This is a genomic window from Prochlorococcus marinus CUG1417 (genome assembly GCF_017695975.1).
Classification (GTDB): Bacteria; Cyanobacteriota; Cyanobacteriia; order PCC-6307; family Cyanobiaceae; genus Prochlorococcus_A; species Prochlorococcus_A marinus_AG.
In genome coordinates this window covers 402,264-416,567 of sequence record NZ_JAAORN010000001.1, presented here as the reverse complement: position 1 = coordinate 416,567, position 14,304 = coordinate 402,264, and the positions used below count along the sequence as shown (strand labels likewise).

Annotated in this window: 18 protein-coding genes; 7 read left to right on the top strand and 11 right to left on the bottom strand. The window is 30.5% G+C overall.

Annotated features, from left to right (window positions below; all coding sequences use genetic code 11):
* The first annotated feature begins 122 nt into the window (after positions 1-122).
* Together HA140_RS02350 and HA140_RS02345 are read left to right on the top strand one after the other, a co-directional pair.
* The gene (locus HA140_RS02350; RefSeq protein ID WP_209039556.1) at positions 123-1,643 is read left to right on the top strand and encodes an NAD(P)H-quinone oxidoreductase subunit N; all 1,521 of its coding nucleotides are present in this window, start codon (positions 123-125) and stop codon (positions 1,641-1,643) included.
* Positions 1,644-1,659: 16 nt separating this feature from the next.
* Positions 1,660-2,346: an ABC transporter ATP-binding protein gene (locus HA140_RS02345; protein ID WP_209039555.1), complete on the top strand. Its 687-nt coding sequence runs from the start codon at positions 1,660-1,662 to the stop codon at positions 2,344-2,346.
* A 2-nt stretch (positions 2,347-2,348) separates the two neighbouring features.
* Here the strand turns inward: HA140_RS02345 and HA140_RS02340 are convergent, their stop codons facing one another.
* Positions 2,349-3,098, bottom strand: coding sequence for a biotin--[acetyl-CoA-carboxylase] ligase (locus tag HA140_RS02340; protein ID WP_209039554.1), 750 nt, complete (start codon positions 3,096-3,098; stop codon positions 2,349-2,351).
* Positions 3,099-3,173: 75 nt separating this feature from the next.
* Between HA140_RS02340 and HA140_RS02335 the strand changes: the two genes are divergently transcribed.
* Entirely contained in the window at positions 3,174-3,659 is a 486-nt protein-coding gene (locus HA140_RS02335; RefSeq protein WP_245156181.1) for a DUF721 domain-containing protein, read from the top strand.
* Between the two features lie 5 nt (positions 3,660-3,664).
* Here the strand turns inward: HA140_RS02335 and ubiE are convergent, their stop codons facing one another.
* Both ubiE and hisF read right to left on the bottom strand, forming a co-directional pair.
* The gene (gene ubiE / locus HA140_RS02330) at positions 3,665-4,366 is read right to left on the bottom strand and encodes a bifunctional demethylmenaquinone methyltransferase/2-methoxy-6-polyprenyl-1,4-benzoquinol methylase UbiE (RefSeq protein ID WP_209039553.1); all 702 of its coding nucleotides are present in this window, start codon (positions 4,364-4,366) and stop codon (positions 3,665-3,667) included.
* A 42-nt stretch (positions 4,367-4,408) separates the two neighbouring features.
* Positions 4,409-5,179, bottom strand: a complete 771-nt coding sequence (gene hisF, locus HA140_RS02325; RefSeq protein ID WP_209039552.1) for an imidazole glycerol phosphate synthase subunit HisF — start codon at positions 5,177-5,179, stop codon at positions 4,409-4,411.
* A gap of 59 nt (positions 5,180-5,238) precedes the next feature.
* Here hisF and petP point away from each other — a divergent pair, with 59 nt between their 5' ends.
* Genes petP through HA140_RS02310 form a run of 3 tightly spaced genes read left to right on the top strand, consistent with a single transcriptional unit; the run spans position 5,239 to position 8,190 of the window.
* Positions 5,239-5,463 (top strand): cytochrome b6f subunit PetP, encoded by a 225-nt coding sequence (gene petP, locus HA140_RS02320; RefSeq protein WP_011375988.1) that lies wholly within the window; start codon positions 5,239-5,241, stop codon positions 5,461-5,463.
* An 8-nt stretch (positions 5,464-5,471) separates the two neighbouring features.
* Complete coding sequence (gene chlG, locus HA140_RS02315; protein WP_011817939.1) at positions 5,472-6,419, top strand: chlorophyll synthase ChlG; 948 nt, start codon at positions 5,472-5,474, stop codon at positions 6,417-6,419.
* Between the two features lies 1 nt (position 6,420).
* Positions 6,421-8,190, top strand: a complete 1,770-nt coding sequence (locus tag HA140_RS02310; protein WP_209039551.1) for a transglycosylase domain-containing protein — start codon at positions 6,421-6,423, stop codon at positions 8,188-8,190.
* 9 nt (positions 8,191-8,199) lie between these two features.
* Here HA140_RS02310 and HA140_RS02305 read toward each other — a convergent pair whose 3' ends face one another.
* The 7 genes from HA140_RS02305 to HA140_RS02275 form a co-directional block, all read right to left on the bottom strand.
* On the bottom strand, positions 8,200-9,516 hold the full coding sequence (locus HA140_RS02305) for a 16S rRNA (cytosine(967)-C(5))-methyltransferase (RefSeq protein WP_209039550.1): 1,317 nt from the start codon (positions 9,514-9,516) through the stop codon (positions 8,200-8,202).
* A 214-nt stretch (positions 9,517-9,730) separates the two neighbouring features.
* A complete protein-coding gene (locus HA140_RS02300; protein ID WP_209039549.1) occupies positions 9,731-9,910 on the bottom strand; it encodes a hypothetical protein in 180 nt (59 codons plus the stop codon).
* A 105-nt stretch (positions 9,911-10,015) separates the two neighbouring features.
* Complete coding sequence (locus HA140_RS02295; protein WP_209039548.1) at positions 10,016-11,506, bottom strand: cryptochrome/photolyase family protein; 1,491 nt, start codon at positions 11,504-11,506, stop codon at positions 10,016-10,018.
* Positions 11,503-11,634: a DUF2256 domain-containing protein gene (locus tag HA140_RS02290; protein ID WP_209039547.1), complete on the bottom strand. Its 132-nt coding sequence runs from the start codon at positions 11,632-11,634 to the stop codon at positions 11,503-11,505. Before HA140_RS02290 ends, HA140_RS02295 begins: the two co-directional genes overlap by 4 nt.
* 3 nt (positions 11,635-11,637) lie before the next feature.
* Positions 11,638-11,874, bottom strand: a complete 237-nt coding sequence (locus tag HA140_RS02285) for a TIGR03643 family protein (RefSeq protein ID WP_002806923.1) — start codon at positions 11,872-11,874, stop codon at positions 11,638-11,640.
* Positions 11,875-11,879: 5 nt separating this feature from the next.
* Positions 11,880-12,269 carry a thiol-disulfide oxidoreductase DCC family protein gene (locus HA140_RS02280; RefSeq protein WP_209039546.1) on the bottom strand — a complete coding sequence of 130 codons (390 nt, stop codon included), beginning with the start codon at positions 12,267-12,269 and terminating at the stop codon, positions 11,880-11,882.
* 177 nt (positions 12,270-12,446) lie between these two features.
* Positions 12,447-12,650, bottom strand: a complete 204-nt coding sequence (locus HA140_RS02275; protein ID WP_011817930.1) for a hypothetical protein — start codon at positions 12,648-12,650, stop codon at positions 12,447-12,449.
* A gap of 96 nt (positions 12,651-12,746) precedes the next feature.
* Between HA140_RS02275 and trmH the strand changes: the two genes are divergently transcribed.
* Complete coding sequence (gene trmH, locus HA140_RS02270; protein WP_209039545.1) at positions 12,747-13,418, top strand: tRNA (guanosine(18)-2'-O)-methyltransferase TrmH; 672 nt, start codon at positions 12,747-12,749, stop codon at positions 13,416-13,418.
* A gap of 2 nt (positions 13,419-13,420) precedes the next feature.
* Here the strand turns inward: trmH and HA140_RS02265 are convergent, their stop codons facing one another.
* Positions 13,421-14,176 carry an ABC transporter permease gene (locus HA140_RS02265; RefSeq protein WP_012007248.1) on the bottom strand — a complete coding sequence of 252 codons (756 nt, stop codon included), beginning with the start codon at positions 14,174-14,176 and terminating at the stop codon, positions 13,421-13,423.
* Positions 14,177-14,304 lie beyond the last annotated feature (128 nt).

The following is a 14,304-nucleotide window of genomic DNA, read 5'->3' as shown; positions in this document are numbered from 1 at the left end:
TGAAGGTTTTTCAAGTAACTTCTTCTTAAAATTTCAAAAATCATACCCACAAATTATAATCAAACTAAGATTAACTCTTAGACCCTTACAATCAAACATCTAATTTAATCCAATTTAATAAAGTGCCCAACGAAATCTTTACAATTAATCTAAATGCTCAAGCCATTATTCCAGAAGCTTTTATTTTATTAGGCATTGTTGGAACATTACTTGTTGATTTAGCTGGAGAAAAAACTGCATCAAAATGGGCACCAATAATTTGCTATTTATCAATTGGCAGCTCTCTTGTTAGTTTGGCATTGCAATGGAGTAATCCGGTAGAAAGCGCATTCCTGGGGTCCTTTAATTCAGATAATTTGGCAATCGCATTTAGAGCAATAATTTCTTTATCAACCTTAGTATCTTTACTTATAAGTTGGCGTTACACGGAACAAAGTGGAAGCCCAATTGGCGAGTTTGCCGCGATAGTTCTTTCGGCAACCCTTGGAGCAATGCTTTTGTGTGGATCTACTGACCTTATTAGTGTATTTATATCTTTGGAAACTTTATCTGTAGCAAGTTACTTACTTTCTGGTTACCTCAAGAGAGATCCAAGAAGTTCAGAAGCAGCTTTAAAATACTTGCTTGTTGGTTCAGCCGCTGCCGCTGTCTATTTGTATGGCTCCTCTTTTCTTTATGGATTAAGTGGTTCAACAAACTTAGCAACTATTGGTTTAGAGATTATAAACAAACCCTCCTTCATCACTTCTCTTGCTCTCGTATTTGTCTTGTCAACTGTTGCTTTTAAAATCGCTGCAGTTCCCTTTCATCAATGGACTCCTGATGTTTATGAAGGATCACCTACACCTGTAGTTGCTTTTTTATCCGTCGGTTCAAAGACAGCAGGTTTTGCATTTGCGATAAGAATATTAAGCACTACTTTCTCTTCATTCGATGAAGAATGGAAACTATTATTTACTATTTTGGCCATCTTGAGCATGGCTCTAGGTAATATTGTAGCGCTAGCTCAAACCTCAATGAAAAGGATGTTAGCTTACAGTTCTATTGGACAAGCAGGATTTGTAATGATAGGAATAGTATCCGGTACACAAGATGGTTTATCAGCTGCTGTTTTATATTTGGCTGCATATTTATTTATGAATTTGGGAGCATTTTCATGTGTAATACTTTTCTCACTAAGAACTGGTTCTGACAGAATTCTTGATTACTCTGGACTTTACCAAAAAGATCCTCTCATCACATTAGGTTTAAGCCTTTGTCTCTTATCTCTTGGAGGTTTACCTCCAATGTTAGGATTTTTTGGAAAGATCTATTTGTTCTTTGCAGGTTGGGCAAATCATCAATATCTATTAGTAATCGTTGGATTAGTTACTTCAGTTATATCTATTTATTATTACATTTCAGTTATAAAAATGATGGTAGTTAAAGAACCACAGGAAGCATCTGAAATCGTCAAATCATATCCTGAGATTAAATGGGGAATTGTAGGATTGCCTCCCTTAAGAATTGCACTTTATACTTGCGTGGCAGTAACTGCTCTTGGAGGAATCCTTTCTAATCCTCTTTTTAAATTAGCCAATACCGCAGTTTCAGAAACTCCTTTCTTACAAGATATTATTGCTACTGCAAATAATATTTCCTAGAAGAATTTTTCGATAAATGTCTAAGAAAGTCGCAAGTTTAGAAAATATATCTAAAACATATGGAAAAGAAGATCTAATTGTTAAAGCCTTAGACAGCATAAACTTAGAAATTTTTAAAGGTGATTATTTAGCTGTAATGGGAGCTAGTGGCTCAGGCAAAAGCACAGCCATGAATATTATTGGATGTCTAGATAGACCATCTGAAGGTGTTTATAAATTAAATGGTATACCTGTTGAAAATTTATGTGATGATGAGCTTGCGGAAATTCGTAATCAAAAATTAGGCTTCGTTTTTCAACAATTTCATCTTCTATCAGACGCAACTGCACTTGAAAACGTAACTTTACCGATGATTTATGCTGGTATTGAGCCTGAGCAAAGATTAGAGCGAGCTAAGAATGCCTTAGAAAAAGTTGGTCTTTCAGAAAGGATGAATAATCGTCCAAACCAATTATCCGGAGGTCAACAACAACGAGTTGCTATTGCTAGGGCGATTATCAATAATCCTGCAATATTGTTGGCAGACGAACCTACTGGAGCACTAGATTCAAAAACCACTGTAGATGTATTAGATCTTTTTGACAAGCTGCATGAATCTGGAATAACTATAGTTTTAGTTACTCATGAAGATGAAGTTGCAAATCGCGCAAAAAAAATAGCCAAATTTAAGGATGGAAGAATAGTTGAATTAAAAGTTAATTAAATTCAAAACCGTCTAATTACCTTCAGTTCAGTTTCATTTTCAATTCTTAAATTCCCATTGAAATCAATATCTTTAATTTTCCATGTATTAGGACAATAACCACTAGGTAAAAAACTTTTATTAAGAAACTTATTTGCTGATTTAATTACATATTCTTTCTTCTTATTAAATTCAGTTGAATCATAAAAAGCTTTAAGAACTTTGGCTGTCCAATAATGTTGATTAATATTCTTAGTTTGAAGTACTTTTGATAATGAAATACCTTCCGATGGAGTGTAATTTAAAACATTCATGCCAATTCCTACTCTTACATAGATAATTTCTTTGCCTCTTGTTATAACCCTCGGTAAAAATCCAATCAACTTTTTTGAACCAAAAAAAATATCATTTGGCCATTTCAAACAAACATTTATATTCTCTTGTCTAAGCATTTCACATAACTTAACACCTAAAGATAAATTAAATATTTGACATTCAAATTCTTTTGAAAATATTGGGTAAGCTGCACTTAACCAAATCCCGCCTTTTGGTGAAATCCAAGTTTTTGAGTTTTGGCCAACCCCCGAGAACTGTTCTCTTGCGATTATAGCTACAGGCTGATTTTTCTTTATTTCAGAATATTCAAAAAAGTTTGTTAGCTCATTTTCTGTACTTTTACATTTTATTTTGTAATGAAGTGTCCAAGTTGGATATTGACCCTGAATTTTTTTTAAATAAAAAACTGTCTTAGCTGCAGGTCCAATAACTTTCACAAATTTTTTATTAAAACAACGAGCATCTTTTAAAAGATTAGATTAACTTTAGTCTTAATAAGTAAATTTTACAAATTGGACAAAAAGTATTTGCCAATAGTGAATAGAAGGAATCCACATCCATTAAAAATTTGTCTTGATAATTTCAAAAAATCCTTTGGAGATTTAGATAAACTCTCTAAAATCAACGAAAACTGGAAGAACTTAATCGGATTAGAACTATTTCAAGAATGTAAACCATTAAATATTGAAAAAAAAATTCTTACTATCGCGGTAAATCATCCACAGTGGCGCCAAGCTTTAATCTATAACAAGCATAAATTAAAAGAGAGAATCGAGAAAATTGGAATAACTTTGAATGAAATAAAAATAATACAAAATTATGAAATTAAAAATAAAAATATCAAAGCTACTAATGCAAAGATAGTTTGGGCAAAGCATCCAAGCAGAATCAATCAAAATAATATGTGCATTTGTACTCTTTGTAATTCCCCTACTCCTGAGGGCGAAATCAAAAGATGGGGAAAGTGTTCTTTTTGTTGGAGAAAAGTAAAAAACTAAATTCTTTATTTAACTAAAATTAGTATTCCCATTTGCCCCCCCCAAATAGTCCTATATTCAGCTTTTTTAAATCCAACTTCTTTAGCAATATTTATAAGCTCTTTTTTCTTTGGAAAATTACTAATACTTTTTTCAATATATCCGTACTCTGGACCTAAATTAAAAAGCCGCGAAATGGTTACTACAATTAATCTCAAATAAATTTTCTGAAAAATATTGGATAAAGAATTTCTTGTTGAGTGATTAAAATCCAAAAATCCTGCCCTCCCCTTATCCTTCAAAAGATCAAAAACTTTTTTTATTCCTTCTTCAACATTATTTAAGTTTCTAAGTCCATATGACATGCAAATCCCATCAAAATTTTTTGAATAATCATTAATTTCTAATACATCTTTAATTTCCCACTTAATAAATTTATTTTTTTTAAGCTCTGATTTTTTTTTTGCAATATTTAAGATATCCTCTGCACTGTCAATCCCAGTAATCGACCCCCTTGGACTAACTCTCTCAGAAATTAAGAATGCTAAATCTCCAGTTCCACAGCATAAATCAGCCCAATCTTCGCCATTTAAAGGTGCCAATAAATTAACTAATTTCCTTTTCCATAATCTGTGCAGCCCAAAACTTAATAGATTATTTAAAAAGTCATATTTATAAGAAATTTTATTAAATATATTTTTGACTTCGATAGTTTTTGTGAATTTCATTTTTAAATTTTTAACTTATTTTTTTGGTATTAAATTAAATTTTTATTCATATGGTCTAATTGGAAGATTTTTTTCGATAAGGAAAGTTTTTATTTCTTGTAGAGTAAGTTTCTTATCATGAAGTAATGATGCTAAAAGTGCAGCGGATGCTTTGGCTTCATTGAAAACATCATAGATATCTTCTAAACAACCAGCCCCTCCGGAAGCAATTACTGGGATATCAACAATATTTGCAACAGATTCTGTCAAATTTAAATCATATCCATTCTGTGTTCCATCACCATCCATTGAAGTAAGCAATATTTCCCCTGCGCCTAACTCCTCAACTTTCTTTGCCCAACTTAATACATCTATACCAGTATTTTCTCTACCTCCTTTCACGTACACCTCCCACTCTCCAAACTTATCAACTTTTCTTCGAGCATCAATTGCTATAACGATGCATTGATTACCAAATTCTCTAGAACTTTCAGAAATTAAATAGGGATTTCTTACGGCTGAGGAATTCAAACTCACTTTATCTGCTCCTGCTCTTAAAAGATCATTAATAGAAGAAACAGAATCTATACCTCCACCTACTGTAAAAGGAATTTTTACTGATTTTGCTGTCCTAGAAACAAGGTCAACTAATGTATTCCTATTTTCCACGCTTGCTCTAATATCTAAAAATACTAATTCATCTGCGCCTTCATCAGAGTACCTACAAGCCAATTCAACAGGATCACCTGAATCTCTCAAGTTAACAAAATTTACACCTTTAACGACTCTGCCATTGGCGACATCTAAACAAGGAATTAAACGAAGAGCTACCATTTTAGTAAAAATTGTCCAAATGCTGTTAATCTTGCATAATAGCTTCCATTTTACCTCTTATGGCTGAAACAAAATTATTACCCAAAATTGGTAGTAAAATTAAAATTAACATTAACAAAGTAAAAGATAGACTACCAGCTAAATTAATTGACCAAATATCCTCCAATCCAAAAGCCGTAATAACAGGCTATAAAATGACCGACGGCAGGAGTATTGGGATCACCGCAAAATTTCAGAATGGTGAGCAAAATTGGTTTTTCCCAGAAGAAATTGAGAAAGGTTAAAAAGTAAAGTGAATGATCCAAAACAACTATTAGGAATTAAGGGTGCCTCTGAAACATCAAGCATATGGAAACTCCGTATACAGTTAATGAAACCCATAACGTGGATCCCTTTGATATGGGGGGTTATTTGTGGAGCAGCTGCAAGTGGGAATTTTGAATGGACATTTAGTAATGTTCTAGCTTCATTGGCATGTATGTTGATGAGTGGACCACTTCTGGCTGGTTATACCCAAACCATAAATGATTTTTTTGATAAAGAAATTGATGCAATTAATGAACCAAACAGACCAATTCCTTCTGGCAAAATTTCAATTAAAGATGTAAAAATACAAATCTGGGTATTACTTATAGCTGGTTTAATAGTTGCTTTTCTATTAGATTTATATGCTAAGCACAGCTTCCCCTCCGTCTTACTTCTGGCATTAGGAGGTTCCTTTGTTAGTTATATATATTCTGCTCCACCACTCAAATTAAAACAGAATGGTTGGCTTGGAAATTATGCATTAGGAGCATCTTATATAGCTTTACCTTGGTGGGCAGGACAAGCCTTGTTTGGGAAATTAACTATAGTGACGGCGATACTAACACTTGCTTATAGTCTCTCAGGACTTGGAATTGCTGTTATTAATGATTTCAAAAGTGTTGAAGGAGACTCAAAGCTAGGCTTAAATTCTCTACCAGTAGTATTTGGAATTAAAAATGCAAGTAGAATAAGTGCAGGACTAATTGACATTTTTCAATTAGCAATGGTTGTAGTATTAGTCATTATTGGTCAACATTTAGCCTCTGTAATTTTGGTTTTATTGGTAATTCCACAAATTACATTTCAAGATATGTGGTTACTAAGAGATCCTTTAAAGTTTGATGTCAAATATCAAGCAAGTGCCCAACCGTTCCTTATAACGGGAATGTTAGTTACAGCTTTAGCGATAGGACACAGTTTTTTAGTTGCTTAAAGTGCAAAAGATTAAATTCAAATCTTTTGTTTTAATAATTCCAATATTAATTTTTTCTGGAATATCTTTTTACTTTTTTGGTCTAATATTTAGTACTTTAAAATTTGACATTTCTAAAAATAAAAAGTCTCGGGGAACCAAATATTCTTACGTAATATCATCTTCTGATAATAAAATACTAAGCAAATTAAGCCGCAAATTTGAAATAGATAATAGTTATCATAAAATTCCATTTTTTCTTAAACATTCTTTTATATCTTCTGAGGATAAAAGATTTTATAAACATAATGGAATAGATTTAAAAAGTATTTCTCGTGCCCTTATTCAAAATATTAGAAGTGGTTATGTTAAAGAGGGAGGAAGTACGATTACACAACAAGTTGCTAGATTACTTTTTCTAAATAATGATTTAAGTTTTCAAAGAAAAATCAAAGAAATATTTATATCACTCATACTTGAATTTAAATATAACAAAAATCAAATTTTAAAATTATATTTAAATAATATTTATCTGGGATCAGGAGCATACGGGGTAGACGAGGCTGCCCAAGTTTATTATGGAAAATTTATAGAAGAATTGACATTATCAGAGATCGCATTAATTGCAGGCCTAGCTCCAGCTCCATCAATTTATTCACCTTATCAAAATTTAGAACTAGCTATTAAAAATAGAAATAAAGTTCTTGAATCAATGTATGTTGATGGATATATTTCTCTTGCAAATAAGAATAAGGCTATTAAAGAAAAAATAAAGTTAAATTATCAAACAGCTGATAATTTTTTAGATGATAAATTACTAATAAACTTTATTCTTCAGGAAACAGATAAAAAAATTGGAAGTAAAAATGATTATAAGTTTTTAAGAATTAAATCCTCTATCAACAAAGATTGGCAAGAAAAAGGTCAAAAAATATCAAGATACTCAGGGCCTAAAGAACTTGAATTTAGTCTGTTATCTATCGAATCAAACACAGGACTAATCAGGACAATGATAACCAGCAAAAATCCATCAATTAATGAATACAATAGAGTGATTTCATCTGTAAGACCTTTAGGTTCTACTTTTAAAATAATTCCTTATGCTGCTGCATTAATAGAAGGAATAAAATTAAGCGATAAATTTGAAGACTTACCAATATGCTGGGAAAGTTATTGCCCAAAAAATTTTTCAGAAGACTATAGAGGTTCAATATCTTTGATTGAATCATTTAAAAGTTCATCAAATATCGTTCCAATATCAATAACAAAAAAAATTGGCTTAAAAAATATTATTAATTTAGCGAATTCATTTGGACTAGGTTACGAGCAAGAGTTTGAGGAATACCCATCCTTAGCTATTGGCGCCTACGGAGATAATCTTTTAAACATCACAAATGCATATTCTGCAATAAACAATAATGGGAAGATTCAAAGCCCTGAAATCATAGAAAAAATAGAATCATTTAAAAAACAAACTCTTTGGGAAAATAAATCTATTTCCAAGAAAATATTAGATTTAAAAATAAACAAGAAAATAAATAAACTTCTTGAAAAATCTGTAAAAGAAGGAACTTCTAAAGCAGCCTTTATAAAAGGAAAGAAAATTTATGGGAAAACAGGAACATCTGATGGAAATAAAGATCTCTGGTTTATTGGTTCCATTGATAATCTTACAACAGGGATCTGGATAGGTTACGACGATAACAAGGAATCTGAATTATCTAGTGGGAATGCAGCTTATTTATGGAAGAAGTTCATATCTGAAATTTACAAAATTCCAATTAAAAAATAAATTATGTTTTTAAGGTTTATATGAAATTATTGCAGAATAAAATCCATCACCAGGATAATCCAATCTAGGTAAAATTTGCTTTTGGCTAATCAATTTTAAAGTTTTGTTTTTTTCAACAAATCGTTCAATTAATAGATTATTTTCATCAGGACAAATAGTACAAGTTGAGTAAACTAAAGTACCATCTTTTTTCAAAAGAGGGAAAATACTCTCCAAAAGTTTTTCCTGTAATAAAGTTAAAGATTTTATTTTTTCTTTACTTAAAGACCATCTAGAATCTGGATTCCTGGAGAGAGTTCCAATGCCTGAACATGGAGCATCTATTAAAATCTTATCAAAATAAGATATAAACTTAGGATTTAATTCAATCAAACTCGTAGCATCAGCCTTAAGGGTATTAACAGATTTCAAATTTAACCTTTCTAAATTTGATTGCAGTATTTTCAATCTTTTTTCTGATCTATCTACGGCAATGATTTCAGCACTATCATTTGTTAATTCTGCAAGGTGGGTAGACTTACTTCCTGGAGCTGCACAAGCATCTAAAATCTTTTCACCTTTTTTTGGATTTAATAGAGGTGCTATCCACTGAGAAGATCTATCTTGAATTGTCCAAAGTCCATCACTATATCCTGGTAAATTTTTTATAGATCTTGGATTAGATTTTAAAGTAATTCCATAATGTAAATCTTTAATAATTTCAGCATCAATTTTATTTTCATGAAGTACTTTCAAAAAGTTATCTAAATTAGTTTTTAATTGGTTAATTCTCAAATCAATTGATGGTTTTTTATTAAATGCCTTAATAATATCTTCACCCTCGCTATTGCCGACCCATTTAAAAAGATCCTTAACAAGCCATAATGGAAATGATTCAAGATATGAAATTCTTTCTTTTCTATCAGAAGATAATTCAGGAAAGATTTTTTGTTCTAATTTTCTTGATGCATTTCTCAATATCGCATTTACAGTTCCCGCTAAACCATTTAAATCTGTTTTTTTAGCTACTTCTACAGTGGTAGAAATAGCAGCAGGAAATGGGATTTTATCCATTTTCAATAGTTGATACAAACCTATATGTAGAAGCCATCTTAACTTTGGAGGCTGCTTTTTATGAGTAATTTTTGATGTATGATCCGTCCAAAGATCAAGAAATTTTCTATACCTTATGCATCCAAAAGATAATTCCGTAATAAAAGCTATATCAAGAGGATTAAATTGATAATTTTTTAAAACCTTTTCAAGAGCATGATCAGAAAAATCACCAGAACTAACTTTTAATAAAATTTCCCAAGCTGCCTTTCTTTGTAAATATCCTATGCTCAAAATGTAATTAATTTTTTAAAGATAACTTTAATATACAAAAAATTTAAAAATTTAAACTACTTTTTCAATTGCAGAATTAAACCAAATAAAACCTAAGATAGAAATAAGTGAAAGATTAAATCCTAAAAAAAGAAAGATATTTAAAGAATGGATTCTTTCCCGAAAAAATATTTTTTTCTCTTTTTGATACTTCATTATTAAAATAAAAACTTATTCAGGATTTCAAACGGCAACCGATATTGATAGATCCTGCATCAAGCATTCTGCCTAATTTAATTGCTATGGATTCTTCCAACCTGGTGAAACTGGATTGATGGGTAGTTATCCAATCTAACTCAGAAAAAGTGATAATACCTGTCGAATTACTTTTTAAAAAAAGCTTACCAATTTCCATTAGATAAATCTAATTTTTTCTAAGTTAACATCCCTATTTAATATTTCTTCATAACATAATATTCTTTTAATTTTTCAAAGTCAACTGTAGGTTATTACTCCTAATTTAATGAATATCTCTTAAAAATTTATCGGCCGTTTTTAAGTGATTATTTAATTTTTCCTCTGACATTTTATCGAGATTTCTCGTTAACATTGCCAGACGATATTGCTTTCTAAAAAAGCTTTCATTATCTTTAATAAATTTCCAAAATAAGCCATCCCATATTTCACACCATGGGCCACTTTTAAAATTAGACATTTTTTTTACATAATTAGAGCTTGATATATATGGCTTTGTTGAAAAGATACCACCATCACTAAACTGACTCATTCCGTAAACATTTGGGACCATAACCCAATCATAGGAATCAATAAACATTTCCATAAACCATTTATAAACTTGGTTTGGGTGAATTCTACATAGAAGCATAAAGTTGCCAATAATCATTAGCCGCTCAATATGATGACAATAACCAAATTTAATAATATTTTTTATAACAACATCTACTGGTTCAATTCCTGTATTTCCTTGATAAAAAGATTTTGGAATTGGCTTATCTTCAAAATTCCAGAAATTACTATTTCGCATCTTTGTTCCGTACTTTTTATAAACGAGGCAAATAAATTCTCTCCATCCAATAATTTGACGAATAAAACCCTCTAAAGAGTTAATAGGAACATTATTATTTTTTGCAAAAAGTAATGCTTTATTTACTACTACATCTGGGGTTAATAAGCCGCTATTTAAAAGAGGAGAAAGTAAACTGTGCCATAAAAAAGAATTTTCTTTAGAAATAGCATCCTCATAATCTCCAAATAAGAAAAATCTATGTTTAAAAAAATCATTTAACCATTCATCTGCCTCTTCAAAATTAGTTGGATATAAAAAGTTATTACTTTCTCCAATAAACTCAATATCAAAATTGGCTAATGACCTTTCTGCATTAACTACAAATTTATTTTTTTGTAATTTAGGTGTATCGGGTATATTTATTTTTTTTGGTAATTTTTTTCTGTTCATTTCATCGAAACTCCATTTACCACCTTCAGGTGTATCATCAGGATTAACTAATATCTTTTGGCTCTTTCTTTGATTCTCATAAAATCTCCCCATAAGAGGTTTTTTTGCATTTGATGCAAATAAATCTTTTAAATCTTCACTACTCATAAACATAGGAGAAGGCAAAATATTTAAAGCTAAATTATTACTTTCAACAAAATTATTAATCCTCTTCATTATTAAAAAATCATGAGGGTCAATGAGATTTATTTTCTGATATTTATTTTTAATAAATTCCAATAAGTAATCAACTGTAGAAACATTATTCTTGTTTTCGATATATAAAACTTTAAAGCCAGATATTTCTAAATAATTTTTATAAGCTAGCATAGATGCTCTATGAAAAACTAACTTATTTTTATGGTTAATTAATTTATGAAATTTATCATTCCCAAAAAATAATGAGTCTTCCAAAATCAAAACTTCACAATTTATTTTTAATATTGGGCTTTCTCTAAAAAGTTGATTCGGGAAAATAATTGATACTTGTTTCATCTTTTCGATTTCCTGTTACTGCATCTTTTTGAACAGTAGATAACATCATCCCAACAGTTTTTCCATTTTTTACGCCACTCAAAAGGCCTATTGCAAACAGGACAAGTTTTAGTAGAAAGATTTTTCAAAATTTATAATTTTCTTTTATGAGTAGATTTAAATCTAGTTGAATCTTTAAGGGCCATATGTTTTGTATTTCTTCCCGAAACTCTCTTTCTCCAGACTTTGAAAGATTTGGGTTTAAGATTTTGACGCATAATTTTTATCGCATCTTCCTCTTTTAAACCAAATTGATACTCGATAGCTTCAAAGGGTGTTCTATCTTCCCAACACATTTCTATTATTCTATCTATATCGATACTTTCCATATTTATTATTCACATTGTGAGGTACAAAGTTTTTCAATATCGGATCTACCTGTAATTTGAAGTCTATATTTTGCCCAATATCTGTAGACCAATCTCAATAATGGAGATAAGAGCTTAATCTTCAAGGGATAATAAACCCAACCTAAACCAACTAATTCATAAGAATATGCAAGTACGTCTAGTCCCCTAATAATTTCACCATTTTCAATAATCCCATGCAGGTTTGACATAGCTTCTGAATATGAGATGTCATTAAAAAGACTTTGATCATAATCCTTACTATTAATATCTATAAATGTAATTTGATTTAAGGTATCTCTTTTTTTAAGAAAATTGGTTTCTCTCAAACAAAGTGGACAACCACCATCAAATAAAAAAGTTAATTTATTTTTCATATTTTTATTCAAATATAGAAATTAAATTACTTTTTTGTGGAATAAAAAATTTTTTTTAGAGTATAAGCTTTATAAAGCCTTAATAATTGCCAGTTCTAATTTAGTGAAATTATATTATCTTATTAATTAATAAGCCATTGATTAAGGGATACATCAATGGTTTAAAACTATTTATGATCAGTCATCTAGAAGATGAACTCCTTCTCCTACGTCAGGTGTAAATTTACAATATTTTTCAAAAATAAGTCCAACACCTCTCATTTTTTCTCCTAATTCATCGTTAAATTTATTCCATTCTTCCGATTCCCGATCAGGTAAATCCCACCCTTGTTTTTCTACCATACTTGTTATTACTGTATAGTCCCATTCTATGTATGCCATTGAGTTAATTTAAACTACCAAAATATTATAAACCAAGAGATTTGATAGGTAATCAATATTTTTTGAATATAATTTAAAAGTGTGAAAAAATTATAAATGTCAATTTTGCCAAGAAGATTTGAACGAATCAAAAGTGTTTTAGATTGCAGAATGAAAAACTTGACTGTTTTAGTTGAGGATGTCAATAAACCACATAATTTATCTGCGATATTAAGGACATGTGATGCAGCAGGAGTTTTCGAAGCAAATTTTATTAGCAAAACGAATGCCGTTAAGACTTTTAATAGTACTGCTCAAGGAAGTCAAAAATGGGTAAAACTGAATAATCATGAAAACACTATCACAGCAATATCTGATTTAAAGAATAAGGGTTTTAAATTATATGGAACGACTCTTAATAGTGAATCAGTAGATTATAGAAATTTTGATTATTCTCAAAATACATGTTTCGTTTTAGGAGCAGAAAAATGGGGACTAAGTAATGAACTTATATCAATGGTAGATCAATCAATTTTTATACCTATGAGAGGTATGGTTCAATCCCTGAATGTTTCTGTTGCCGCTTCTATATTATTATTTGAAGCGGTTCGCCAAAGAAAAAATAAAGGTATATTACCCGCTAATGGAGAAGGGTTAAATATGGTTGAATATCAAAAAACACTTTTTGAATGGTGTTACCCAGAATTAGCTGAGGTGTATAAAAAATCAGCTAAAGAATATCCAAAGTTGAATGATCAAGGAGAACTTGATCCTATTACAGATAACTAAATTTATTCAGAATTTTGACTATCAAAAATTTCTTCAAGGTCCTCTCCTATAAAAGAAAGACCTAAAACCAAAAAAAACATTGCCAAACCAGGGAACAAAGCCGTCCACCAGATACCTGTAGGTAAAGCGGCAAGAGCCAGATTTAAATCACTTCCCCACTCTGGGACATCTGCAGGAACGCCAAGGCCTAAAAACCCTAAACTTCCTAATACCAAAACAGCATCTGCAGCATTTAGGGTAAGCAAAATAGGCAATGGTGTTATTACATTTGGGAGAATATATTTAAAAATAATTTTTTTAACATCAGCTCCTGCAACTTGAGCTGCCTCCACATAAGTTTCGGATTTAACCAATATTGTCTGATTTCTGATCAATCTAAAATATTGAGGAGAGTAAACAATACACAATGCCAAAGCCGCGTTAAGGATACCCTTGCCCAATACAAAAGCCACAACAACTGAAAGCAAAATTACAGGTATTGAAAAAATAGTATCCATTATTAGTGATAAGCATTTATCAAAAAAACCACCAAAATATCCACTTAATAATCCCAATGGCAAACCCAAACTTAATGAAAAAAGAATAGCTAAGAATACAACTTCTATTGCTAATGATGATCCTTGCAAAGTTCTTAAGCAAACATCTCTTCCTAATCTATCTGTGCCACAAAAATGATTAAGAGAAGGAGGTGCAAAGATATCATTGCTTAACATTGAAAATGAATAGCCAAAAAAATTATTGGCCTCTAAAAATTTCATTATCAAGACAACAAGAAGATAAAAAAGTACAATTAAAAATCCAGCTTTTCTGATATTTGCGCCGACACGATTAGATGAGTTAATATCCAAAATCTTGTTTTAAAGATATAAATGAAATATACCCAATT